General features: G+C 39.8%; 15 protein-coding genes. 13 read left to right on the top strand and 2 right to left on the bottom strand.

Annotated features, from left to right (window positions below):
* Positions 1-68 precede the first annotated feature (68 nt).
* Both R2Q80_RS11775 and R2Q80_RS11770 read left to right on the top strand, forming a co-directional pair.
* Complete coding sequence (locus R2Q80_RS11775; protein WP_316799807.1) at positions 69-2,054, top strand: TlpA disulfide reductase family protein; 1,986 nt, start codon at positions 69-71, stop codon at positions 2,052-2,054.
* 1 nt (position 2,055) lies between these two features.
* Complete coding sequence (locus R2Q80_RS11770) at positions 2,056-3,153, top strand: alpha/beta hydrolase family protein (RefSeq protein ID WP_316799806.1); 1,098 nt, start codon at positions 2,056-2,058, stop codon at positions 3,151-3,153.
* 535 nt (positions 3,154-3,688) lie between these two features.
* Here the strand turns inward: R2Q80_RS11770 and R2Q80_RS11765 are convergent.
* On the bottom strand, positions 3,689-4,567 hold the full coding sequence (locus tag R2Q80_RS11765) for an AraC family transcriptional regulator (protein WP_316799805.1): 879 nt from the start codon (positions 4,565-4,567) through the stop codon (positions 3,689-3,691).
* A 526-nt stretch (positions 4,568-5,093) separates the two neighbouring features.
* Here R2Q80_RS11765 and R2Q80_RS11760 point away from each other — a divergent pair.
* The 10 genes from R2Q80_RS11760 (at position 5,094) to R2Q80_RS11715 (ending at position 20,688) form a co-directional block, all read left to right on the top strand.
* A complete protein-coding gene (locus tag R2Q80_RS11760) occupies positions 5,094-7,043 on the top strand; it encodes a glycoside hydrolase family 97 protein (protein WP_316799804.1) in 1,950 nt (649 codons plus the stop codon).
* Positions 7,044-7,081: 38 nt separating this feature from the next.
* A complete protein-coding gene (locus R2Q80_RS11755; protein WP_316799803.1) occupies positions 7,082-8,728 on the top strand; it encodes an alpha-L-fucosidase in 1,647 nt (548 codons plus the stop codon).
* Between the two features lie 80 nt (positions 8,729-8,808).
* Entirely contained in the window at positions 8,809-10,056 is a 1,248-nt protein-coding gene (gene fucP, locus R2Q80_RS11750) for an L-fucose:H+ symporter permease (RefSeq protein ID WP_316799802.1), read from the top strand.
* A gap of 17 nt (positions 10,057-10,073) precedes the next feature.
* Positions 10,074-10,415, top strand: a complete 342-nt coding sequence (locus R2Q80_RS11745) for an L-rhamnose mutarotase (RefSeq protein WP_316799801.1) — start codon at positions 10,074-10,076, stop codon at positions 10,413-10,415.
* 225 nt (positions 10,416-10,640) lie between these two features.
* The gene (locus R2Q80_RS11740) at positions 10,641-13,661 is read left to right on the top strand and encodes a TonB-dependent receptor (RefSeq protein WP_316799800.1); all 3,021 of its coding nucleotides are present in this window, start codon (positions 10,641-10,643) and stop codon (positions 13,659-13,661) included.
* Between the two features lie 16 nt (positions 13,662-13,677).
* A complete protein-coding gene (locus R2Q80_RS11735) occupies positions 13,678-15,330 on the top strand; it encodes a RagB/SusD family nutrient uptake outer membrane protein (protein WP_316799799.1) in 1,653 nt (550 codons plus the stop codon).
* A gap of 53 nt (positions 15,331-15,383) precedes the next feature.
* The gene (locus R2Q80_RS11730) at positions 15,384-16,907 is read left to right on the top strand and encodes a glycoside hydrolase family 28 protein (RefSeq protein ID WP_316799798.1); all 1,524 of its coding nucleotides are present in this window, start codon (positions 15,384-15,386) and stop codon (positions 16,905-16,907) included.
* A 153-nt stretch (positions 16,908-17,060) separates the two neighbouring features.
* On the top strand, positions 17,061-18,605 hold the full coding sequence (locus R2Q80_RS11725) for an alpha-N-arabinofuranosidase (RefSeq protein ID WP_316799797.1): 1,545 nt from the start codon (positions 17,061-17,063) through the stop codon (positions 18,603-18,605).
* Positions 18,606-18,661: 56 nt separating this feature from the next.
* Positions 18,662-19,672 (top strand): aldo/keto reductase, encoded by a 1,011-nt coding sequence (locus R2Q80_RS11720; protein ID WP_316799796.1) that lies wholly within the window; start codon positions 18,662-18,664, stop codon positions 19,670-19,672.
* A gap of 2 nt (positions 19,673-19,674) precedes the next feature.
* Positions 19,675-20,688: a zinc-binding alcohol dehydrogenase family protein gene (locus tag R2Q80_RS11715; RefSeq protein ID WP_316799795.1), complete on the top strand. Its 1,014-nt coding sequence runs from the start codon at positions 19,675-19,677 to the stop codon at positions 20,686-20,688.
* Between the two features lie 285 nt (positions 20,689-20,973).
* Here the strand turns inward: R2Q80_RS11715 and R2Q80_RS11710 are convergent, their stop codons facing one another.
* A complete protein-coding gene (locus R2Q80_RS11710; RefSeq protein WP_316799794.1) occupies positions 20,974-22,407 on the bottom strand; it encodes an arabinose isomerase in 1,434 nt (477 codons plus the stop codon).
* 237 nt (positions 22,408-22,644) lie between these two features.
* Here R2Q80_RS11710 and R2Q80_RS11705 point away from each other — a divergent pair, with 237 nt between their 5' ends.
* Positions 22,645-23,523, top strand: a complete 879-nt coding sequence (locus tag R2Q80_RS11705; RefSeq protein WP_316799793.1) for an AraC family transcriptional regulator — start codon at positions 22,645-22,647, stop codon at positions 23,521-23,523.
* Positions 23,524-23,981 lie beyond the last annotated feature (458 nt).

Raw genomic sequence — 23,981 nt, 5'->3', positions numbered from 1 at the left:
GAGTACCAGTAATTTTTTTCCACCCGATGCCGCATGAACATTGCGGACAAAACTGTAATTATAATCAAATGAAATTTTTAAACAGAAGCTTTCTTTTCCTTACCATGGTCCTCACCGTATCATTCGCCAATGCTCAGGAACCGAATCATTTAACAATACTCCCTCAAAAAGCTTATCCGGGCCAACCCGTAGAACTTAGCTATAATCCAATAGGAACTCCTCTACAAAACAGCAGAACTGTCTCCGCCATAGTCTATCAGTATATCAGATATGATTGGAAAGCCTCAAAACTCAATTTTAAAAGAACGGACAACAACTTTGAGGCAACCTTTACCCCAGACTCACAGGCCACGCTGGCTGCACTTAAATTTATGGCCGGCGAGGCAACGGACAACAATAACGATAATGGATATTTTATTATGCTCTACAATAAGGATAATAAAAGCATTAACCTTCCTGGGACGTTTGCTGCATGGGGGCTGCTCCGCTATCCCACATTTGGGTACGGGGTCCCTAACTATTTCAAAAAGTATTCAATAAGCGACACGGCTCTTACTTTTAATCTTCAACAGGAATTAAGGTACCACCCCCAGGAGTCTGGTGTTCCTTTGGCGCTCACGATGGCTAAATGGATCAATCTCAAAAAACAGCCTGGATCACAAGAGCGCATAGAAAAAATTGTTTCCTTTTTGAAAAAGAATGGAACTGAAGAAGCACTATGGAGGGCATGGAAAATCGAGGCATCTGTTTTAATGAACAAACATAACGCTGACTCCCTTAATAGTGCTATTTTGGCAAAATTCCCCAAAGGTAACATGAAAAAATTGCTGGATTATACTTCCATGTTAGCAGAACGAGACCAAAAGAGAAAAAACCAACTTGCTACTGCATTTATCAAAGATTATCCACAACAAAATACTGACCAAACTTTCGACAAGGAAAATTATATCAAATATCCTACCATATATTTGGCCATAGTTTTAACTTCTTCCGATCCCTTACCGGCTATGGAATCTTATCTGGATGAACTTCCTTACGCGACCTTGATTGACCTATATTATAAATTGATACAGATTGCTCATTCCCGAAAGGATGTTCCCGATGAAAGACTTTACCCATACTCTCTGAAAATAATTAAGCGGCTGGAATTCTTGAAAAACACTGTTCCCAATGAATTCTGGTATATGACTCCATACGAATGGGAAGAGAAATTCAGTCATGATTTTGCGATGATTCCTTTGATCAATCACGTTAATATTGCCAGAAATACTAACCATCCTGACGAGGCCTTGAGGTATGCTGAACAGGCCGAAAAAATTTTGAATTTCACAAAAGCGAATTTGAACGACGATTATACAGCGCTGTTGAATGCCAGTAAAGAATATGCCAAGCTTCACGAGGCACTTGAAAAAAGTGTGTTTCAAAATCAGAGTACCGAGGCGATGCTAACGCTTCTCAAAGCGGACTACCAGCGCAATAACAAAAGCATGTCCGGCTTCGAGGAATATTTTAACAGGCTTAAAGATTCTGACCGGCTAAATAGGGAAAAGGAGCAGATTGCAAGTACGGAAGTAAGCAAAAAAATGCCTGATTTTAGTATGGAGAGCACGACCGGCAAACGGGTTAGTCTATCCTCGCTAAAAGGAAAAACTGTCGTACTCGATTTCTGGGCAACCTGGTGTGTGCCGTGTAAGGCTGCATTCCCTGGAATGAAAATAGCGGTTGATCATTATAAAAACGATCCAACTGTCGCGTTTTATTTTGTAGATACCGAAGAATTCAAGGAGGGTTATCAAGATCAGGTAGCGAAGTTTATCATAGAGAACAACTACCCTTTCAACATTCTTTTCGATAATAAACTACCTGGGGGTAAGCAAAATGATGAAGTTTTCAAAAAAATCTGTGAAACATTTACACTTTCGGGAATTCCCCTTAAACTCATTATCGACGCGAATGGTACACTCAGGTTTATCAGTACTGGCTATAATGGCAGCCCCACAGGATTGGCGGACGAAATTATTAATATGGTTGAATTAGCAAAAAAAATAAAATAAGATGAAAAGTTCAGTTAGATTTTTACTATTAGTAATAGCATTGTTGTTTTCTGTCCAGCTATGGGCTCAACAAAAACTAAGTTATAAAACTGACAGTATTCAGTTCGTTGGCACTGCAACAGGACTCACCTATGGTGGAGATATAACGCTACCAGTAATAGAAGGTAAAAAACTGCCAGCAGTGATCATTATGTCAGGTACAGGAAGTCAGGACCGAGACGGGAAAATGGCAGGACACAGAATTTTTGCTGAGATAGCTGATTATCTTGGACAAAATGGGATCATCGTCTTGCGCATGGATGACCGGGGGGTTGGTCAGACTTCAGGCAACTATGATGAGGCAACTACAGGTGATTTTGCCAATGATGCACTTGCAGCTGTCAACTATCTTAAGTCACGACCAGAAGTTGATGCTGCAAAGATTGGGCTCGTGGGACATAGTGAAGGGGGAGCAAGTATTTCCATTGCTGCTTCCAAAAGTAAAAATGTTGCCTATCTGGTTAGCATCGCTGGTCTATGTATGAGTGGCTATGATGCGCAGATTAAGCAGAATCAAGATATTGTAAGCCAGGCAAAATTGCCGGATTACGATAAGAAACGCTCAAATGAAGTGAATAAGCTTATGTTTCAAACTGCATTAAAATATGCAAATTCCCCTGATATGGAAGAGATGCTAACCCAAGCTTATACCTCCTGGAAAAAACAGGACTCCATTTATTTCAATTCCTTGAATATCAAATTTGACCATTTCAGATTTCCAGCCCATCGGTGGATTCCCATGGCTGCAGGGAAATGGTACAGATATTTTATTCAATATGATCCTGCAAAAACCTTGAAAAAAGTAGATATTCCTATTCTGGCATTTAATGGTGATAAAGATTTGATGGTTTCCTGTGAAGAAAACTTGAGAAATTGGGCAACTTTTCCCAAGGCGGCGAAGCACAATAGGGTGAAAATAGTGAGACTTAAAAATGTTAACCATCTACTATTACCCTGTGAATCATGTGTTCCCACAGAATACAGCAAAATTACAAAAGGCGTTTCCAGGGAAATGTTGGTAACCATGGCAGATTGGATAAACTCATTGAAGAACAACTAGTTAGTGATGATTGTAGCAGGGGGCGGATGCTCCCGCTATTTTCTTGGGTTTTAATTCAATCTTGTCCTGGAGCAGAAGAGGTGTCTAATTTTTTGTTGCTTCATGTTTGAGCATATCTGTCCCTTATAAGCTATCTTCCAAAAAGGGATGATCCTAAGATTATTGGTTGATATTTTCCAGCTTATGGAGTTCGTAGCGATTTTTAATATGTCATGTTCTTAGCCGCCTCTTTAGTTTTAATATTCCTTCTCGAAACAAAAAGATCTAAGAAATATATTAATAAGTTTGTATTTCAGGAAGGGGAAGGAATTTTAACTCCATTTGGGTAGCAGACAAACATTCGGGTGATGATAGTAGTGATATGTTATGGTAACCAGAAAACTGCTATTTGTTTATTCAATAAACTATTTTTACGACATATTGCTGAATAATGAAAAGCTAATTATCATAGTTTTACTGAGGTTGACGATGGCTTGCATATCAAAATCAAACTAGGGCTAAGACGAAAGATCATTTTTACCTTTGGTTAAAATATCTAATTAATCAGTTCACTCTGTTTTTTGTATCTTCCAGGAGTCGTACCAGTAATTCTTTTAAACAATTTTGAAAAATAGAAAATGTTTTCAAAACCAGTTAATTGCGCTATTTCTGTAAAGCTCATTCTTGTAGTAACTATCAAGTACTGAGCCCGTTCAATGCGCTTTTCGTGGATATAATCAATAGGGCTTCCACCAGTATACTGTTTAAACAGACGAGAAAAATAGTCGCCATTTAGGTTTGCCCGATCGGCAAGAGACTTAACTGTAAGTTCATTACTTATATTTAGCGAGATATAACTAATGGCTTCCATAATTTTCGTTGGGATCTGCAGGAGTTCTTTAGGCCTGAAATTTATCGAAGCCACAAATCTGGATATCAATTGGAGAAGCAGGCCTTGCGTCTCAAGAAAAACGGAAAGATTTTGCTGATCGTTTAAAGCCTGATATTCCTTATAAAAGATGTTTTTCTCATAAACCTTGGGATTATCTGATCTATTGATCCCCCTTCCCGGATTGATTTCAAGAAGCCGTTTAAAATTCGCAATATCTATATCCAGTGCTCGAACCTTCATTATTGAGCGATTGTTGAAGAAAAGGGAAATGCCATCTGGAGATTCTTCAAAAAACTGCACAAAATACTGACTTAGCTGATCCGAGCAGCAGAGGTTGCATAGGGTGAAGCTCGGGATGGCATAAAGATGTCCTGGTTCTAGTCTAAGCGTTTTTTTTACATCGGATATCTCACCTGCACCCTCGTTGATATAATATAAACGAAAATAAGGACTGATTACATTTATGTAATTCCACTTTTCTCCGAGATATACATGGTCAACGTTCATCAGTGAGAAGGTATGCTTCAATATTCTTTTTGACATGCCATTATTGGTTTGAATTGTGCTTTTGGCCTAAATCCTCAGCTTTTTTATGCAATATCGAAAAAAAAATACAAAAATATTCAGGTAATGTCGGATTTGTATAAAAAAAAGTCTCTTTCAATCAAATGTAGCGAAAGGTAATTCTACTAAATTTGAATGTTGGTATTACTGGTGAATACACTTGATTATTGACAGCTGTTTCAGGAAACATATTGCAATGATTCTGTATTTTAATTTAGCATTAGGATCTGTAATGTGGCTTAGACCAGAAAGCAACTAACCAAATATACATGATTAATCACCCAGTATGGTCATCGTGGTATGATCGAATATATTTTGTAGTTCCCTGTGTCGATCATCAATTAGTTTGCGACCGTTGGAACGCATTGTTATGCAAATCCAAAGCAGGTTTTATTCCCTCCATACTGGGACGATTAAAATCATTGGGCAAATATTGTGCGGTTTTCAATTTTGATAGTCATCATCTTTTAATGAGTAGTCGATAAATTATAATGAAATTTTAAAAATGAAAGCAGTTACGGTCATCATCATATTTCTAAATTTTTTTTTGAATCTACACGCGCAGCTTTATCCAATTCCTTCTCCTTCTGGTGAAATAAAATTATTGTTAAGTACCTCCGGTTACCTAAATTTTACTATCACTAGGAAAGGAGAAGAGCTGCTACAGGTTAACAAAATGGGATTTTCCTTTAAAGGTGAACCTGATATGGGCGCAGATCTGACTGTTCTTTCAAAAAATGAAAAAGAGGTCAATGAGAGTTGGAATCCGGTTATAAAGTCGAAACATGAATTGGTTAAAAATCATTATAAAGAAGTTGTTTTTAAAATGATTGAAAGATCAGACTTGAAAAGAAAACTGGATCTGGAAATTAGGGTTTTTGACGATGGGGTTGCATTTAGATATCGACTTTACCGATCAGGGATCATTGGCTCACGGGAGATTACATCCGAACTTACAACTTATAGCCTTCCAGCTGAAGCAAAAGCATGGGTAGCAGATTATAAAAGCTATTCATCTGGGCAGGAAGCTGAATTTAAGCCGTTACTCCTTAAAGAGCTTAAATCTGGTGTAAAAGCTGGTCTTCCCTTATTGATTGAAAAAAACATACAATCCTATCTTGCCATCGCAGAGGCTAAGATCGTGAACTATCCCGGCTTTTACTTGGGCCTCGATATTAATACCACTTCCGGAAAAATAGCATTGAATACCCTGCTTGCACCGTTAAAAGGTGAGGGAGATAACGGCGTCAAGGCGAGATTTGCCACTGAAATTACGACCCCATGGAGGGTGATCATGGTAGGGAAACAGCCTGGGCGCTTGATAGAATCAGAAATTATTCAAAATCTTAATGATTCCTGTACATTAAGCGATGTGTCATGGATAAAGCCTGGAATAAGTGCGTGGGATCATTGGTGGAGTGGAGAGGTAAAGATGGACATGCCAACAATTAAACAATATATAGATTTTGCTGGCATTCAGGGGTGGCCTTATATGCTCATCGACTGGCAATGGTATGGGAAATTTAATAGTCCCGAATCGGACATTACGAAAGCAGATAGCAAATTGAATATGCAGGAATTGTTAGACTATGCACGCGATCGAAGAGTGAAGCTCTGGCTCTGGTTATATAGTAATGATGTCAACCGTAATAGCGCTTTCAAGGATGCATTTGCACTATATGAAAAATGGGGTATAGCTGGTGTAAAAATCGATTTTATGGAGCGTGATGATCAGGAAATGGTTAACTGGTACCGAGAAATCATTGAATCTGCAGCCCAACATCACTTAATGGTTGATTTCCACGGCGCTTTTAAGCCTGATGGCATCATCAGAACCTTTCCTAATATGATCACTAGGGAAGGCGTTCTTGGAGAAGAGTTTTCAAAGTTTTCCAATCGGGTGACTGCTGACCATAATCTTACTATTCCATTTACCAGAATGCTTGCCGGTCAGATGGATTATACACCAGGGGGCTTTCTAAACGTTACACGAGAAGCTTTCAAGAAACGCTCTCCGACCGAAGTGATGAATTCCAGAGCCGCGGAACTTGCTAAGTTCATAATTTATGAAAGTCCCTTCACAGTATTTTCTGATCATCCGGATCATGTTCTCGGTCAGCCGGGTGCAGATTTCTTAAAGTTGGTTCCAACTGTATGGGATGATATTTATGTTCCTTCTGGCTATCCCGGTGAACATGTAGTAATGGTTAAACGCAGCGGTAAACAATATTTTATTGGTGCTATGAATAACTCCACACCCAGGAAGTTGATGCTCAACTTGGATTTTCTTCCGAAAGGAGTTTATGAGCTAACTTATTGGTCTGATGCCTCAGACGCGGGGAAATTTCCCACACATGTTATTAAGCGAAAACTGATTGTTACAACTACCTCATCAATTAAAATTAATATGAGTTCTGACGGTGGTTATGTCGGTATACTAAATTCCATCAAGTGAACCTGTCAAGTATAAGCAACCATACAATTTAAGTAATCATGAAAAGACGAACCTTATTAAAAAACCTTGCAACCATTATCCCATCATTATGGCTATCTGATGCGGTTGCTAAAGGTAACATTTTCCTAAATCCGGATGGGTCTTCTGCTCACATCCGTGTTCCGTTTTCTCCAACCTGGGAATCTCTATCTACATATAGTGTACCAGATTGGTACCGTGATGCAAAATTTGGTATCTGGGCTCACTGGGGGCCACAATGTCAGCCTGAACGCGGGGATTGGTACGCGAGAGGGATGTATGAAGAAGGTAGTGATCAATATAAATACCATCGAGAGAAATATGGACATCCATCGCAATTCGGTTTTAAAGATGTCATCAATGTCTGGAAAGCAGAAAAATGGGATCCTGAATATCTAGTCGGATTGTACAAAAAAGCTGGTGCAGAATATTTTGTAGCACTTGCCAACCATCACGACAATTTCGATCTCTATGACAGTAAATATCAGTCTTGGAATTCGGTAAAAATGGGGCCGAAAAAGGATATAGTAGGAGGATGGGCGAAAGCTGCAAAGAAACACCAAATTAATTTTGGTGTAAGTGTCCATGCTGCCCATGCCTGGAGTTGGTTCGAAACTGCACAAAGATCGGATAAAAAGGGGGATATGACAGGCGTTCCATACGATGGCAAATTAAAGAAGGATGATGGAAAGGACAAATGGTGGAACGGTCAGGATCCTCAGGAATTATATGCTCAGAATCATCCACTCAGTGAAAACAGTGCTGATAATGGAATGATTCATAAACAATGGAACTGGGGGAATGGTGTTGCTGAGCCAAGTGTAGCCTACAATGAAAAGTTTTTTAAACGTACCATAGATTTGATAGATAAATACCATCCGGAACTTATTTATTTTGATGACACTGCTTTGCCGATGTGGCCAGTTAGTGATGTTGGATTAAAGATAGCTGCACACATGTATAATTCCAGTGTGAAGAGAACTGGCCAGCTGAAAGCGGTGATTAACGGTAAAATTCTTGACGAGCAACAACGTAGGTGTATGGTTTGGGACATTGAGCGGGGACAGAGCAACCAGATTGAACCACTGCCATGGCAAACCTGCACGTGTATCGGTAGCTGGCATTACGACCGACGTATCTTTGAAAACCGTAAATACAAAACGGCTAAAGCTGTTGTACAAACACTTGCTGATGTAGTGAGTAAAAATGGTAACCTTCTGCTCAGTGTTCCGCTTCGTGGAGATGGAAGCATTGATTCCGAAGAACTTGCTGTAGTGGAAGAAATTGGCAGGTGGATGTCTATCAATAAGGAAGCCATATTCGGGACACGTCCTTGGTCTATATTCGGTGAGGGCCCTTCCACTTTGGATCTTGCTCCCTTGAAAGCACAGGGCTTTAATGAAGGGAAGAACAAACCGTTCACTTCACGAGATGTGAGATTCACAAAAAAAGGTGCTTTTCTTTATGCAATCGTTCTTGGTTGGCCAGAAGATGGAAAGCTGATTATTAAAAGCCTAGGCAATTCAAGCGGTATTTCAGTAAAGAAGATTGAATTGCTGGGCCATGCGCAAATTGATCAATTTAAACAAAACAATTCAGGCCTATCGATTGATTTGCCTGGAAGCATACCAGATTTAAGCTACGCTTACGTTTTGAAAATTAGTTGATCAATTATTTAAAACTGAAAACGATTAGTCGCAATGCCTAAATCTCAAACTTGGAGCCGCTACAAGTAAAAATTATTCAAATGAAAAATCATACTTTCGCAATAGTACTCATAACTTCTTTGTTCTTTTTGTGGGGTTTTGCCCATAATTTAGATCCTATACTTATTCCGCATTTAAAAAGGTCTTTTACCTTAAGTATGACACAGGCCACTTTGGTTGACTCTGCAGTATTTATTGCGTACTTTTTAATGGCTATTCCTGCGGGTATGATCATGAAGACTCTTGGTTATAAAACAGGTATTGTCAGTGGGCTGGTTGTTTTTGCAGTAGGTTGCTACCTTTTTATCCCTGCAGCTAATGTGCAGTCTTATAGTTTTTTTCTTGCCGCTTTGTTCGTCATCGCCTGTGGCCTGACAATACTTGAAACAGCTGCTAATCCGTATATTACCGCATTAGGCCCTCCAGAATCTTCGGCATTTCGTTTAAATCTCGCCCAATCCTTCAATGGACTGGCTACATCAGCAGCTCCGATCTTAGGCGCAAAGTTTATTTTGCTTAAAGGCGTAACAGAAAAAGAGTTAAGTCATATGCCACAATCGCTTAGAAAAATTACGCTTGCCGCTGAGGCCTCCTCTGTAAAAATACCTTACCTGATTTTAGTTAGTCTCCTGCTTGTTATAGCTTTGATATTTCTCTTCACCAGACTTCCTGAAATTGCTAAGGGTAACAGCGGCCATAAAAACACCGGAAAGAACATCTTTCAGACGCTGAGACATCAGCAACTATCATGGGCTGTGACAGCTCAATTTTTTTACGTCGGTGCACAGGTTTCTGTGTTTAGTCTCTTTATCCTCTATGCGACCAAGTCAGCTGGCATTACAGAAAGTCAGGCTGCCAATTATCTTGGCATCTGTGGTTTAGCATTTTTAATAGGGAGATTTTTTAGTACCTATCTAATGCGCTATTTCCAGCCCGAACTTTTACTATGGGTATATGCCGGATTCAATATTTTTCTTTGTCTAATTGCCATTATCGCTACAGGGCCAATTACCCTTTATTCCGTTATCGGAATCTGCTTTTTCATTTCCATCATGTTTCCTACTATTTTTGCTATTGGGATCCATGAACTAGGCGAGGATACCGAGTATGGAAGCAGCCTTTTAATAATGTCCATAGTTGGAGGAGCAGTTATACCTCGAATATTTGGTTACATCAGCGATGAAACATCCAATATTCAGTTTGGCTATATCGTTCCTCTTTTCTGTTTCTGCATAATTTGTGTTTTCGGATACTCAAGACATAGGCTTAAAAATAAATTAACCAAGTAAATCAAATCGTATAGAGCATGCCTAGACACTGTTTCGCACTGGATCTTGTGGATGATCCAAATTTAATCGCTGAATATGAAGCTTATCACCGTAATGGTTGGCCAGAAATTAAAACAAGTATTATAAAAGCCGGAGTAACTAACATGGAAATCTATCGGACAGGGACGAGATTGTTTATGATCATGGAAGTTACTGGAGATTTCGACTTCGACCGTAAAGAAATAATGGATGCCCAGAACCCCAAGGTTCGGGAATGGGAAAAATTGATGTGGAAATATCAGCAGGCTATTCCATGGGCAAAACCTGGAGAAAAATGGGTACTGATGAATAATATTTACAGCCTGAACAATTTTATTTGATCAGCTTGTATTTATACAACAAACCGATTCCCCCATCACGTTAACACAAATGTTTCTGAACTGTCAGAATGATCAACACTGGCCAAGGTTTTTGGGAGGAAAGTTTTACACAAAACCAAAACCTCGTCAGGAGCAAAGTTTGTATAGCTAAAAAAATCAATGTGCCTTGCGCGAAATTGGCCGGCGCCAATAAAATTGAAAATTTTAATAATAACCAAATATAAGATGAAAATCAAACTTAAATTAATCACCATACTGGTATTTTATCAGTATGTTGCCTTCGGACAAAGCTTACCGGTCAAAGGAAAAGTAAGCGGAAAAGATGGTAAGCCTATTCCAGGAGTTAGCGTCAAGATGAAAAACCTAACTGTTGGTACAACAACAGACGTTAATGGTGTTTATTCGATAAATGCTACTAAAGGATCGACCATAGTATTTTCTTCAATTGGGTTTATTTCCAAAGAGTTGCCCGTAATTGACAACACATTAAATGTCGTTTTGGACGACGACAGTAAGGGTTTAGATGATGTGGTCGTTATTGGTTATGGAACCAAGAAGAAACGCGACCTTACAGGTACTGTTGCCACTATTGACAATGCCGAAATTGTTAAATCCCGTGCGACAAATGCACAGGAGGCGCTTCAAGGCAGGATGTCTGGTGTTGATGTTAGGAAGACATCAGGTAAACCTGGTGCTGATATGTCTATCGAGATTCGTGGGGCTAATTCTATAACAGGTAATACACAACCGCTTTATGTAGTCGATGGAATTCCTACTGGAAATATCAATGATATTAATCCTGCTGATATCGAACGTATCGATGTGTTGAAAGATGCCTCGTCAACTGCTATATTTGGTTCGCGTGGTGCAAACGGGGTGGTGATCGTTTCCACCAAAAGAGGTTCTAGAGGTACTACACGGATCAATTATGATGCCTATGTGGGAGTTGTGAATGGATATCATTTACCGGAAATGATGAATGGTGAGCAGTTTGTCGCCTATGCGAGAGAGTTCTATGATACAAAAGCCCGATTGAATGCTACTGCTGCCAATCCTTATACACCAGTACCTGATAATCAGATTTTTTCTCCTACAGAAATCGCCAACATAGCAACGGGTAATTATACAGATTGGATCAAGCTCATAAAAAGAAATGGCCTTCAAACTAACCACAACCTCAACATCGCAGGGGGTGACGATAAGACCAGCTATTTTCTTTCTGCAGGATACCAGCTTTATCAGGGGACACAGATGGTGGAAAACCTTAAAAAATATACGTTGAAAGTGGGGATGGACCGGAACTTTGGAGGAGTATTTAAGGCTGGCGCTTCAATTTATTCAGCTTTTACTGACAACAATCCTAGTTCTTTGGAGGCCTTTAGAAGTGCCTATCGCCTGAGGCCTACCGGAAGTGCATACAATACCGACGGTTCCAACAGATTTTTTACATATGAGACGGAATCGCAAATTACAAATCCCCTCTTTGATTATGACAATGAGATCAGAAAAATACAAAACGTAAGGTTGTTTCCTAATGTCTTTGCAGAACTTACTCCGGTAAAGGGTTTGAAAATCAGAAGTTCATTTACGCCCGATATCACTTTTCAGCGCTATGGAGCTTATTTTGATACTTTTACTAAAATCAGGGCGGGTAATAGGGCGGCACAAGGGCAAAATGGTGCCAAACATTATTTCAACTATACGCTGGATAACATAATCTCTTATGAGAAAGAACTAGGAAGGCATAAGTTTGACGCAACTTTCGGCCAGTCGCTCAATTATTATCAATATGATGATAATTTAATTGATGTTCAGGGACTTCCATACCGCTCTTTATGGTATAATGTTGGTACAGCCACTACCGTAACGGTGAACGGAACTACCCTACAGCCAGTAACTGCAGTATCTAGTAGTTACAACAAGCAAACATTGGCATCTTTTTTTGCCCGTTTTAATTATACCCTTGATAACAAATATTTGTTTACCCTGACAGGGAGACGTGACGGAAATTCAATACTAAATGAAGACCGTAAATATGGATTTTTTCCCTCTGCCGCTATTGCCTGGATCATAAGTAATGAAAAATTTATCAAAGACATTTCCTTTATTGACTTTCTCAAGTTGCGCGTAAGCTATGGACGCTCAGGAAATGCTAACAGAAGCTTCTATCTTGGACCTTATGTTACTCAATCAACTATTGGAAGTACCCAGTATGATTTCAACGGTGTTATAGCTAACGGGTTTGCACCGACCGCTCTTATCGATAAAGGTTTAACTTGGGAAACGACAAACGAGTACAATGGGGGTATTGAGCTTACGATGTTAAAAAGTAGATTGTCCTTGCAAGTAGATTATTACCATAAAACGTCGAAAGGTTCTATTCTACTGCAACAAATTCCTGCGGCAAATGGATTCAGTACCGTGGTTACCAATCTCGGCTCAGTTTTAAACAAAGGTGTAGAAGTCAATCTGAACAGCACCAATGTTAAAAGCGGAGACTTCAGTTGGGTAAGTTCAGTTAACTTTTCGGCAAATCACAATGAGATCCTTGATCTCTATGGAGATGGGAAAAATGATGTGGGAAACTCAAGGTTTATAGGGGAAAAATCAAGGGTAATCTATAATTATAAAGTGTTAGGCGTTTGGCAGAATGATGAAGCTGCTCAGGCAGCCTTATATGGTCAGATTCCAGGGCAGTATAAAATAGAAGATGTGAATGGAGATAAGAAGATTACCACTGATGATCGTCAGGTATTAGGAAGTGATATTCCAAACTGGTTCGGTGGGATAACAAATACTTTTACCTACAAAAACCTGGATTTGGGTTTCACCCTTTATACGCGTCAGGGAGTAACCCAGGCGAGTGCTTTTACAGGTGCGTTTGTAAATGACGATCAGGGTCGCGCGAGATTTAACGTACTTAACCGGGCGTATTGGACACCAACAAATAATGCAAACTATTGGGCAAATCCAGCTTTGGAAACCGATGGTAACAGAAAGACAGCTAGAACATTCATGGATGCCTCTTATACCAAGATTAGTAATATCACGATGGGCTACACTTTCTCGAAAAGGTTGACATCAAAGCTTAAAGTCAGTAGTTTACGGCTTTATGCGACGGCAGTTAACCCATTCATCTGGACTGATTTTATTGGTTGGGATCCGGAAACGGCTGATCTCAGCACGTTTGAACTCCAAAATTTTCGTACCAGAACTTTCCTGTTTGGATTGAATATTAGTCTTTAGAATAAAAATAATCATCATGATATATATATATAGAAATATTATTTTGGCAATCACCATAATGGTGATTCTAAGCGGATGTAAAAAATACCTTGTGGAAGAAAATCTTGGGGGCCGTACAGCAGAAACATACTATAATACAGCCTCTGGTTTTGAAGATTTGGTTAAATCCAACTATTCTCCCTTACGCACAACAGTAAACTACAGTAGTTTATACGCACTAGGTACAGATATTTTTAGTTCATACAACACCACAGATATCAATTTTTTGAATCTGTATAACGCTTCTCTGAATTCTGCTCTCGGAGATGTAGACGGATATTATAAACACCTTTATTATTCTATCAACCTGGCTAATAATGGCCTATACTGGTCAACCCAAGTCCAGGGACTCAATCCGGTTACGCTAAATGCGCGGATAGGTGAACTCAAAACCTTGCGTGCCTATGAATATTTTTTACTCACGGAGACTTTCGGGGCGGTACCATTAATACTTCAGCGTTCTACTGCGCCAAATTATGAGCTTACCAGAACACCAGAGCAGGATGTATACAACCAAATCATCGTTGATTTAAATGATGCCATAGCAATTTTACCAGTTTCTGCAAGTGACTTTGGAAGAGTAACAAAAGGCATGGCTCAACATTTACTTTCAAAGGTCTATCTCACAAGGGGATATAAAAGCTATGGAGTATCTACAGATTTTAGTAACGCGGCATCGTTGGCTGAAGGCATTATCAATTCTGGTACATATGCACTTAATATGGATTTTGCTAGTCTTTTTGATCCTACAATAGCTAATTTTCAGGTAAATAAGGAAGTGATTTTTTCGGTACAATACAGCTCCACTACTCAAAGCAATGGTGCAGGCAATAGTTTGCACCAGTATTTTCTGTGGGATACCCAAAGTATCACTCCGTTGGGCAGAAGCGGCCTTTATGGAAAACCAAATTACCTGGCCGCTCCAACGCCCTTTTTCTTTGGGTTATTTGATAAATTAAGGGACAGGAGATACTCAGCTACAGTACATAATGCATTGGTTGCCCAAGTTGCTGGGAATTTTAATGGAAAAGCCTTTTCTGTGGGTGATACAGTGATCTACTATCCTGATATCGCATTTACCACGGCTCAGAAGGCAGCTAGAAAATATCTCGTTGTTAACCCGTCAGAATATCGTAATCCTGTGTTAAGTATCTCACGATCTTATCCGGAATTTAAAAAATTTAGAGAATTAAATCTAGCCTACGGCGACAATCAGGGTATAAGGGATACCTATGTATTTCGTCTAGGAGAAACTTATTTAATTGCAGCAGAGGCTTTTTTAAAAGCTGGCAATTCTAGTAAAGCAATCCAATATTTCAATATTCTCCGCACACGAGCGGCAAAAGCGGGAATCAATCCACTGACCGGATCAAGTTATTCAAGTGAAATGCAAGTGACAACTCTAAGTATTGATGATATTCTGGATGAGCGTGCTCGTGAACTCGTTGGTGAAGAATTTCGATGGTTTGAGTTAAAAAGAACAGGTAGACTTTTTCCTCGCGTGTTGCTTTATAATGAGGAAGCAAAAGCGGCCAATTCATCAATAGACAGTCATTTCCTGTTGAGGCCGATCCCACAAAGTCAAATTGATCTTAACCGCATTCCTTTTCCGCAAAACACCGGATACTAATTTTTTCCTGCCACCTCAAGGGTGGCAGATTTTGATTATCTTTTTATTATTTTATGATGTTCAGAAAATGGTTATTGTTTATCTTTATTCTGCTCTCTTGTACCTGTTACGGCAAAGCAAAAGACTTTAACATTCTAAATTATGGTGCAAAAACAGCTATGGGATTTAATAACGCGCCGGCAATCCAGGCTGCAATCAACGCTGCATCTGCAGCTGGTGGTGGCAGGGTTCTGGTACCTGTAGGTAGGTTTACAACTGGTCCGATAGAGCTGCGATCAGGTGTTGAGTTACACGTTAGTTCCGGAGCCGAACTATTAGGTAGTACGCATCGTTTGGACTATGGTAAAGAATGGATTACTGCTTTAATATTTGCCCGTGGTCAATCTTCGATTGCACTTAGCGGCTCAGGGATTGTTAATGGCCAGGGCCGTGAAGTAGTCAAGGACCTAATTAGCCTGCTTCACGATGGTATTCTCCAGGACGAAACCTGGTCATTCAAGCGGCCCTCCGAACGGAACCGGCCAAGACTAATTGCTTTCACGGATTGCGATAAGGTTAGCATTAAGCAGATAACCTTGAAAAATAGTGCAGGATGGGTACAGGATTTCGTTGGATGCAATGGTGTAAACATAGATAGTATCAGAGTAGAAAGCACAGAATACTGGAATAATGACGGAATTGACATCGTAAACAGCAGGGACGTTCGAATTACTAATTGTGATATTGATGCTGCGGATGATGGCATATGCCTGAAGTCGGAAGGAAAGCCTGGCATATGTGAAAATGTGTATGTCGAAAACTGCGTTATAAGATCAAGTGCCAGTGGGTTCAAACTGGGTACGGGCTCATTTGGAGGATTTCGGAATATAATGGTACGGAACATTACGGTATACAATACCTATCGTTCTGCTATTGCGCTTGAGGCAGTTGACGGTGGATTTATCGAAAACGTTGACATAGCTGACGTTAAGGTAAAATACTCGGGCAATGCAATTTTCATCCGATTGGGACACCGCAATCAGGACGAGAGGTATAGCTCGATTAAAAACATTCGAATTTCAAAATTGACGGCTGAGATTCCTAACGAGAAGCCAGATGCGGGATACCCAATTGAGGGACCTTTACCCAAAGTCGCTGCCCACAATCTCATTCCAGCATCTATAACGGGTTTGCCTGGACATAATGTTGAAAATGTGGTTATTGAGGATATTTCAATTATATATGGTGGTGGAGCTTTGAAATCAGTTGCCAATATCCCCATTGATAAAATTGATAGCATTCCTGAAAATCCAGCTAATTATCCAGAGTTTAGTATGTTTGGTGAACTGCCTTGTTGGGCAATCTATTTGCGTCATGTCAAGGGCGTAACACTTAACAATGTCAGATTCTCTTATAAGAAAGAAGACTTTAGACCTGCAATAGTTCTGGATGATGTCCAGGCTGCTGTATTTAAAAATGTTGAAGTCAAATCAGGTGTCAACATCCCGGTATTGGTGCAAAAAAATTGTAGCCAGGTAACTTTAAAAAGTATTAAACTACCGTTCAAATCAGACAAAGCCATTATGATCAAGGATTAGGCCGGCTTTTAAACCTTTGTATCCCATTTGGATAAGGTTACTATTGCATTGAGAATATGTAATGAGTTTCCTGCTAACCGCTGAAGGTTTACTTATCCTTTGCCTGACAAAGAAACTTATCGGTTATAATTTGACACCCAAGAAAAATTTAAAATGAAAAAAATACTTTTAAGCATTATTACTGTCGTTTCGGTTTATTGCGCAGATGCGCAGCAGATTGCAAGCCTGACACTACGGGCACAGCCTTCAGATCCAGTCATCATCAGTAAACATATTTATGGACACTTTTCTGAGCATCTGGGACGCTGCATATACGACGGTTTCTGGGTTTCTCCCAATTCTACTGTTCCAAATAAGGGCCGGATACGTATGGACATCGTGGCGGCATTGAAAAAGATCAATATACCTAACTTACGCTGGCCAGGCGGGTGCTTTGCGGATGAATACCACTGGAGAGATGGTATTGGCGCTCCGAAAAAGAGACCAAAAATGATCAATACAAACTGGGGCGGTGTAACGGAGGATAACAGTTTTGGTACCCATGAATTTCTTGAACTTTGTCAACTTCTCCGAGCTGAGCCATATATCTGTGGCAACGTAGGAAGTGGAACGGTTGAAGAAATGAGCAAATGGGTAGAGTATCTTAATTTCAATGGTGATAGTCCTATGACCCGACTTCGGTCTAAAAATGGCCGTAAAGAACCGTGGAAGGTTAGTTTTTGGGGGGTTGGCAATGAAAATTGGGGATGTGGAGGCAATATGAAAGCAGATTATTATGCATCCTTGTATAACCGTTATGCTACATTCGCCAAGAATTATCCTGGAACGAATTTAAAGAAAATTGCAGGTGGCCCGAACGTTGATGACTACAATTGGACAGAAACGCTGATGAAGAATATCTCTAACAATAGAATGTGGGGTATGTCTTTACATTACTACGTCGTTCCTGGAGTTTGGAAAGATAAAGGGTCAGCTACTCAATTCGATGAACGGCAATATTTTAGTGCCATGCAGAAAGCAATCAGGATGGATACCCTAATCCAGCGTCACAGTGCAATCATGGACAAGATTGATCCATCGAAAAAGGTGGCTTTGGTTGTAGACGAGTGGGGGATATGGACAAATGTGGAGGCCGGGACTAATCCTGGGTTTCTATACCAGCAAAATTCTATGCGTGATGCGCTCATTGCGGGTGCAACTTTAAATATATTTAATTCGCATGCAGACCGTGTGAAAATGGCTAATCTTGCTCAAACAGTTAATGTGCTGCAAGCACTTATTTTGACAGAAAAGAATAAGATGCTGTTAACACCAACTTATCATGTTTTTGACCTATACAAAATACACCAGGACGCAAAATTGATTCCAGTTGCATTGATTTCGCCTCAATATGAATTCAATGGACAAAAAATAGACGCAATTAGTGTTTCTGCCTCTATTGATTCACTTGGTGTAACACATATTTCACTGGTAAATATGGATTCAAAAAAGTCTATTTCATTACGTACGGTGGTAGAGTCTTCGGACTGGAAAAATGTAAGTGGTCAGATCATTACCTCTTCTGAATATACCGATCATAACACCTTTGAGCAGCCGGATAAAATAGTTCCAAAAATCTTCAATGGTGCCAGCAAAAAAGGAGATCATCTTGAGATTATCCTTCCACCGTTGAGTGTTGTGGTATTAGCCTTAAATTAGCGTTGAACTGTGGAAAATTACAGATTAAGATTGGGTTTAATATAATGGTAAATAAAATGGATAGTAGAAAAAATGTTTTGCCTCGGGTGGTTTTCGGCACTAGTAGCTTGGGGAATCTTTATAAAGCGCTGCCCTATATGGTCAAGAAGGAAATTATAAAGGAAATTATTGATTGCAGTTCCGACGGTATTTTATTTGACACGGCAGGGAAATATGGTGCAGGCCTGGCTTTGGAAGTTCTAGGCAAATGTCTGGAGGAACTTGGTGTTAATGAAGCTGAAATAGCCATTAGTAATAAACTGGGTTGGTATCGGGTTCCTTTGACTGGCAAAGAACCAACTTTTGAAAAAGGGGTCTGGGCTGAAATCGATTATGATGCTGTTCAGCGCATTAGTTATCGGGGAATACTTGAATGTTTCCATCAGGGCAATGAATTGCTTGGGAAATATCAGGCTAATATGGTTTCCGTACATGATCCTGATGAGTATTTGGCAGCAAGTACCAGCGAGGCTGATCGCATTAAACGGTTAGATGATATTTTTGAAGCTTATAGGGCCTTAAAAGAGTTGAGGGATGAAGGAAAAGTTGATTCCATTGGCATTGGTGCCAAAGACTGGAAAATAATTGAAGAAATTTCATCTCGGGTATCCCTCGACTGGATCATGATTGCCAATAGTCTTACTATTAAGACCCATCCAATCGAACTGATCGAATTTATTAATTCGGTGTCATCAAAAGGGGTCAGGGTGATCAATTCTGCTGTATTTAACGGCGGCTTTTTAATTGGAGGGGATTTTTATAATTATCAATTGGTCAGTAAAGGGAGTGCTTACGGCAGAAAACTTTTTGAATGGAGGGATTCATTTTTCAATCTCTGTAAGAAATATGAAATTTCACCTGCAGAAGCTTGTTGTGCCTTTGCACTACATTTTCCTGGCATATCATCCATAGCACTGAGTAGCAGTAGACCGGAAAAGGTAGCACAGAATATTAAATTAGCTCAGTCAAGGGTTTCTGCTCAATTCTGGGAAGAAATGGTAGAAGAGGGATTAATACAAAACTACTAAAAATGAAATCAATTGTATGCATAGAACCAGGTAAGTTTTCTATAAAAAAAAGTGATATGCCCGTTCCATTACCTGGACATTCCATTTTAAGAATAAAACGGATTGGTATTTGTGGGACTGATTACCATGCCTTTGCTGGCAATCAACCATTTTTTAGTTATCCCCGGGTGTTGGGACACGAGATTTGTGCAGAAATTTACCAGAGTGACAATCAGATTTTCACTCTCGGGCAGCAGGTCACAGTTAGTCCTTATATTTATTGTGGAGAATGTCTCGCCTGCAGAAATGGAAAAACGAATTGCTGTATTTCCATAAAAGTAATGGGTGTTCATGTTGACGGGGCAATGAGGGAATATATTTCGGTACCTGATGCACTTATTATCGATGGCGGAGGCTTACCTACAGATCATCTGGCCCTGATAGAACCCTTAGCTATCGGCGCTCATGGTGTCTCCAGGGCATTCATTTGTCCGGGTGAAACGGTGCTGGTCATCGGCGCTGGACCAATTGGTCTGGCCACGGCAGATTTTTGCAGGATCGCTGGCGCCCATGTGATTATGATGGATGTTAATAAAACACGCCTTGCATTTTGTGAGCGTGAATTGGAAATATTAGGTACTATCAATCCCCTCAGCGAAGATCCGGTAACAAAGATTCTGCAATTTAATTCTGGTAATCTACCGACAGCTGTATTTGATTGTACGGGTAACCTCAATGCAATTGAGCGTGCATTTCCCATAATTGCTCACGGTGGACGGATGGTAATGATCGGTCTCCAAAAAGCTGATATCACATTTTCTCACCCCGAATTTCACAAGAAAGAAGGCACTTTGATGAGTAGCAGAAATGCCCTTCCTGCAGATTTTCTCCACGTCATGCAATGTATAAAAAGCGGTTTGCTAAATGTAGAAAAATACATTAGTCACCGTGTCCCATTTGAAATGTTGATTGGTAAATTTGATGAACTTTCCGCAATAGATACAGGAGTGATTAAGGCAATTGTTACCTTCGATTAGCTTAATTTCTGCTTACGTCTGGCATTACATCTCGGAAGTTGATAATTTAATTTTCTTCCGAGTTTGTTCCCGCTGATTGTTAGCTGATGGAGAATATTCTGATTGTTTCAATGTTATCTACCAACAAGAAAACTGGTACGAATGGATGCCATCCAATACAAACTTATCAAATCCTTTTTTAAGGGGTCGTGGTCAATGTGTCAAACGTAAAGCTGTTTGAAATATATTAATATAGGTGAGTTAAATAAGGGGACAGTGTAGTTTTTAGCATTGTGGCTGAGGTCGTCAGCAAACTGTGACGGTATTGATTTTTAATATGCAGCCCAATTTTTTTATTTTGGAAGCTAGATGTCCGCTCCCTACCGCGCAATGATGGGCAGGTCCATGGCTGTTCCATTGCTCTACAAAGTTTCTTGCGCCGATTGCAAAATGGTATCGCGAGTTTGTGTTTCCTATTTCAAGAATCTCTCCTTTTACGGATTCAGCCTCAGCAAGCAGTAGTTTAATTGTTCCATCACCATTTTCGACTACTGAGAGCAGGGTTACAGGGCCATGTGCAACAGACATCTCCACCGATAGTCCCTGGCCTACTTTTCCATGATAAACCTGAAGGGGCCGCACCTTGATTTTTCCAGCTGAGATCTTGGGATGGCAAGGTCCATCATGCCCCATAAGGACAATATCATCCTTGTAATCCATGGCGTAGTATTCTGTGAACGACCCACCTGCGCCAAAACTGTCAATGATTTTCATCGCGTACGCATTTTTTATCTCAAACTCGCCTGCTACCGGAATATTTTTGCTGGTAAGTATGGAATTGCCAATAATTACTGAACTCGCTGTGTTTTCATTTGCCTTATTACCTGTGCCCTTGTGGTAATAAGAAATAGCACCGATGTGATATTTTGAAACCATTTTATCTAGTGCCACAGAAGTAACAGCTGCCCGATATAGTTCTTCTTCAGAACAATCCGGCTGGACTTCAAAAAGGTTTTCAATTTCTATTCTTTTTTCTTTTATCTCTTCTAACGTAACCAGCTCACTCAGGGCCGAAAGCTCATCAGTCTCAATCACTTCTATATGTCCGCCGAAGGTAGCATTCAAAGCCGTAAGATCACTGTAAATATCCATCATACCACCATAATAATTACCCATTACGCCCAATCGGTTGTAATATAAGGTTTTGGCTACTGAAGCTGCTTCCACCCATTCCCGTATTTCCATTTCCACATGCGGATCATCTTTGAGCATACCGGTGATCTGAAAAAATGGAATTTTACATCTTTTGAAAACGTTGGCGATTTCTGGTACCGAACATGATGAGCAATGAGCCAGCCACTCACCAGTCATTTTCGTACGATCACCGGTTTGATTGAATGCCTGGTAGTCGATGCTTGCCTGAGGCGAAAGATTGAGCACTATTACAGGGACGTTGGCTTTTCTTACTACCGGGAGTACTGTTGCAGAAAGAGCATAGGTTGAAACATACAGGAAGATAAGGTCGACGTTCTCAGTTTTGAAATAGTCTCCTGCCAAGAAAGCTTTATCCACATTATCAATCAGACCAAGATTCAATACCTCTGCATCAAATAATTCCAATTTTCCAGCGATAACATCAAGATAATCTAGAAGCCGGTTTTCCAGGCCTTCAAACTGCGTCCAGTAGGCATCAAGGCCAATGCCGAAAAGTCCGATTTTTAGTTTTGGTTGATTACCCATATAACAAGTACTTTATGTTAAAAAATAGCATGACGCTTACAAACTTATAGAAATGTTTTTCGCAAGAAAATGTCTGATTTGATAGAACACATGCATAATTTGGTTCGGGAGAATAATTATTAGCCTTTTTTCAAGTCTTACATGATGAGATAAATGGTATTTATATATCTTTACTTTTATTGCTCTCCAATGTGCTTTGGATTTTGATATAACATTTTTTCGTTTTTTTAGTTCATTATGATCGACTTTTTTAAGTACTTGCCCCTTAGCCAAAATGATCAGGATTGGGGTTTGTCTGTAATTAATGCCGGACGAACCAATATCAAGCCTTTCACCAATTACCCAAATGTGGTTCATCCCGGACACCATCATTTCAACTGGGAAAGATGGCGTGTGTTAGATGAATATCAGATCATCTATATTACCAGTGGGCAGGGCATCTTTGAATCTGACAGTTGTCCTCAAATCCAGATTCAGGCAGGGACTATTATCATTCTTTTTCCCAATGAGACACATCGGTACAGACCCAGCTATCTCACTGGCTGGCAGGAACAGTGGATTGGTATCAAGGGAACTGTAATTGATAAACTCGTAGCTTCAGGTTATCTGAGCGTTTGCTCCCCCTGCTTTAACGTTGGGTTCAATGAAAAAGTGATGGATTTGTTTGAGGTCATTATTGAAAATGTTCGGAATGAAAAGCCAGGTTACCAGCCTTTAGTTTCAGGAGCTGGTCTTTATCTGATCGGCATGTGTCACGCAGATTTCAGGCAAAATCAATGTTTAGGCAAGGAGGAAGAGGTGCTTATGGAAAAGGCCAGGTTATTATTACGTTCAAATATTTGCAACGTCTATTCTATCCAACAATTAGCCAGCGAATTAAATGTAGGTTATTCATGGTTCAGAAAGTTATTTAAGCTTCACGGCGGCTTATCACCCGGTCAGTATTACCTTCAATTAAAAATAGCAAAAGCAAAAGAGTTACTACTTGATCAGCATCTTGCTATTAAGGCAATATCTTCAGAACTGAACTTCAAATCCAGCTTCTATTTCTCTAGAATTTTTCGAGATAAAGTTGGCCTGAGTCCTTCAGCATTCAGAAAAACGCATTGCCCTTAACCTCCAATAAGTAAGCATTCATTTTAATACGTGCTTCTTTAAAATTTAGTTGAGACATTTTTTAAAGCGTAACTGTTCAATGCACTTTTGCTAACAATCGTTTTTGGTATGGGCCATATGCGATCTTGCGGATGGGAATCCGAAAACCCGGAATTAATAATACTAATTGCTTGTTAGGCGTAAAAAGGCCTGCTAAAAAGCAGTTTGTTGAGCTTCAGTTTGCCTCAATTTGATTAGGAGAGAGTGAGTTTATGTTTTTTACATGTCTGAAAAATATAAAAAAATGTCAGATTACAATAAAAATAGATACAGATTCGCTACATATATTTGACCATGCCCTTTATCTAGTAAAGAAGGATATAACCAAATATTTTACTGCCATGCAAAAGCCCGTCTTTGTTTTGATGATCTTGCTTAGACCCGATCTGTAATTTGAAAGCACAGTTGTTAGCGACACA

This window comes from Pedobacter frigidisoli (assembly GCF_032678525.1).
Lineage (GTDB): Bacteria > Bacteroidota > Bacteroidia > Sphingobacteriales > Sphingobacteriaceae > Pedobacter > Pedobacter frigidisoli_A.
This window is presented reverse-complemented; position numbering and strand designations above follow the sequence as displayed.

What these genes read in the sequence shown, in the direction of transcription:
- R2Q80_RS11720 (WP_316799796.1), top strand. Translation starts at nt 18,662, where the DNA reads ATGGATAGTAGAAAAAATGTTTTGCCTCGGGTGGTTTTCGGCACTAGT.
- R2Q80_RS11710 (WP_316799794.1), bottom strand. Translation starts at nt 22,407, where the DNA reads ATGGGTAATCAACCAAAACTAAAAATCGGACTTTTCGGCATTGGCCTT.
- R2Q80_RS11715 (WP_316799795.1), top strand. Translation starts at nt 19,675, where the DNA reads ATGAAATCAATTGTATGCATAGAACCAGGTAAGTTTTCTATAAAAAAA.
- R2Q80_RS11770 (WP_316799806.1), top strand. Translation starts at nt 2,056, where the DNA reads ATGAAAAGTTCAGTTAGATTTTTACTATTAGTAATAGCATTGTTGTTT.
- fucP (WP_316799802.1), top strand. Translation starts at nt 8,809, where the DNA reads ATGAAAAATCATACTTTCGCAATAGTACTCATAACTTCTTTGTTCTTT.
- R2Q80_RS11775 (WP_316799807.1), top strand. Translation starts at nt 69, where the DNA reads ATGAAATTTTTAAACAGAAGCTTTCTTTTCCTTACCATGGTCCTCACC.
- R2Q80_RS11725 (WP_316799797.1), top strand. Translation starts at nt 17,061, where the DNA reads ATGAAAAAAATACTTTTAAGCATTATTACTGTCGTTTCGGTTTATTGC.
- R2Q80_RS11730 (WP_316799798.1), top strand. Translation starts at nt 15,384, where the DNA reads ATGATGTTCAGAAAATGGTTATTGTTTATCTTTATTCTGCTCTCTTGT.
- R2Q80_RS11705 (WP_316799793.1), top strand. Translation starts at nt 22,645, where the DNA reads ATGATCGACTTTTTTAAGTACTTGCCCCTTAGCCAAAATGATCAGGAT.
- R2Q80_RS11735 (WP_316799799.1), top strand. Translation starts at nt 13,678, where the DNA reads ATGATATATATATATAGAAATATTATTTTGGCAATCACCATAATGGTG.
- R2Q80_RS11740 (WP_316799800.1), top strand. Translation starts at nt 10,641, where the DNA reads ATGAAAATCAAACTTAAATTAATCACCATACTGGTATTTTATCAGTAT.
- R2Q80_RS11755 (WP_316799803.1), top strand. Translation starts at nt 7,082, where the DNA reads ATGAAAAGACGAACCTTATTAAAAAACCTTGCAACCATTATCCCATCA.
- R2Q80_RS11760 (WP_316799804.1), top strand. Translation starts at nt 5,094, where the DNA reads ATGAAAGCAGTTACGGTCATCATCATATTTCTAAATTTTTTTTTGAAT.
- R2Q80_RS11745 (WP_316799801.1), top strand. Translation starts at nt 10,074, where the DNA reads ATGCCTAGACACTGTTTCGCACTGGATCTTGTGGATGATCCAAATTTA.
- R2Q80_RS11765 (WP_316799805.1), bottom strand. Translation starts at nt 4,567, where the DNA reads ATGTCAAAAAGAATATTGAAGCATACCTTCTCACTGATGAACGTTGAC.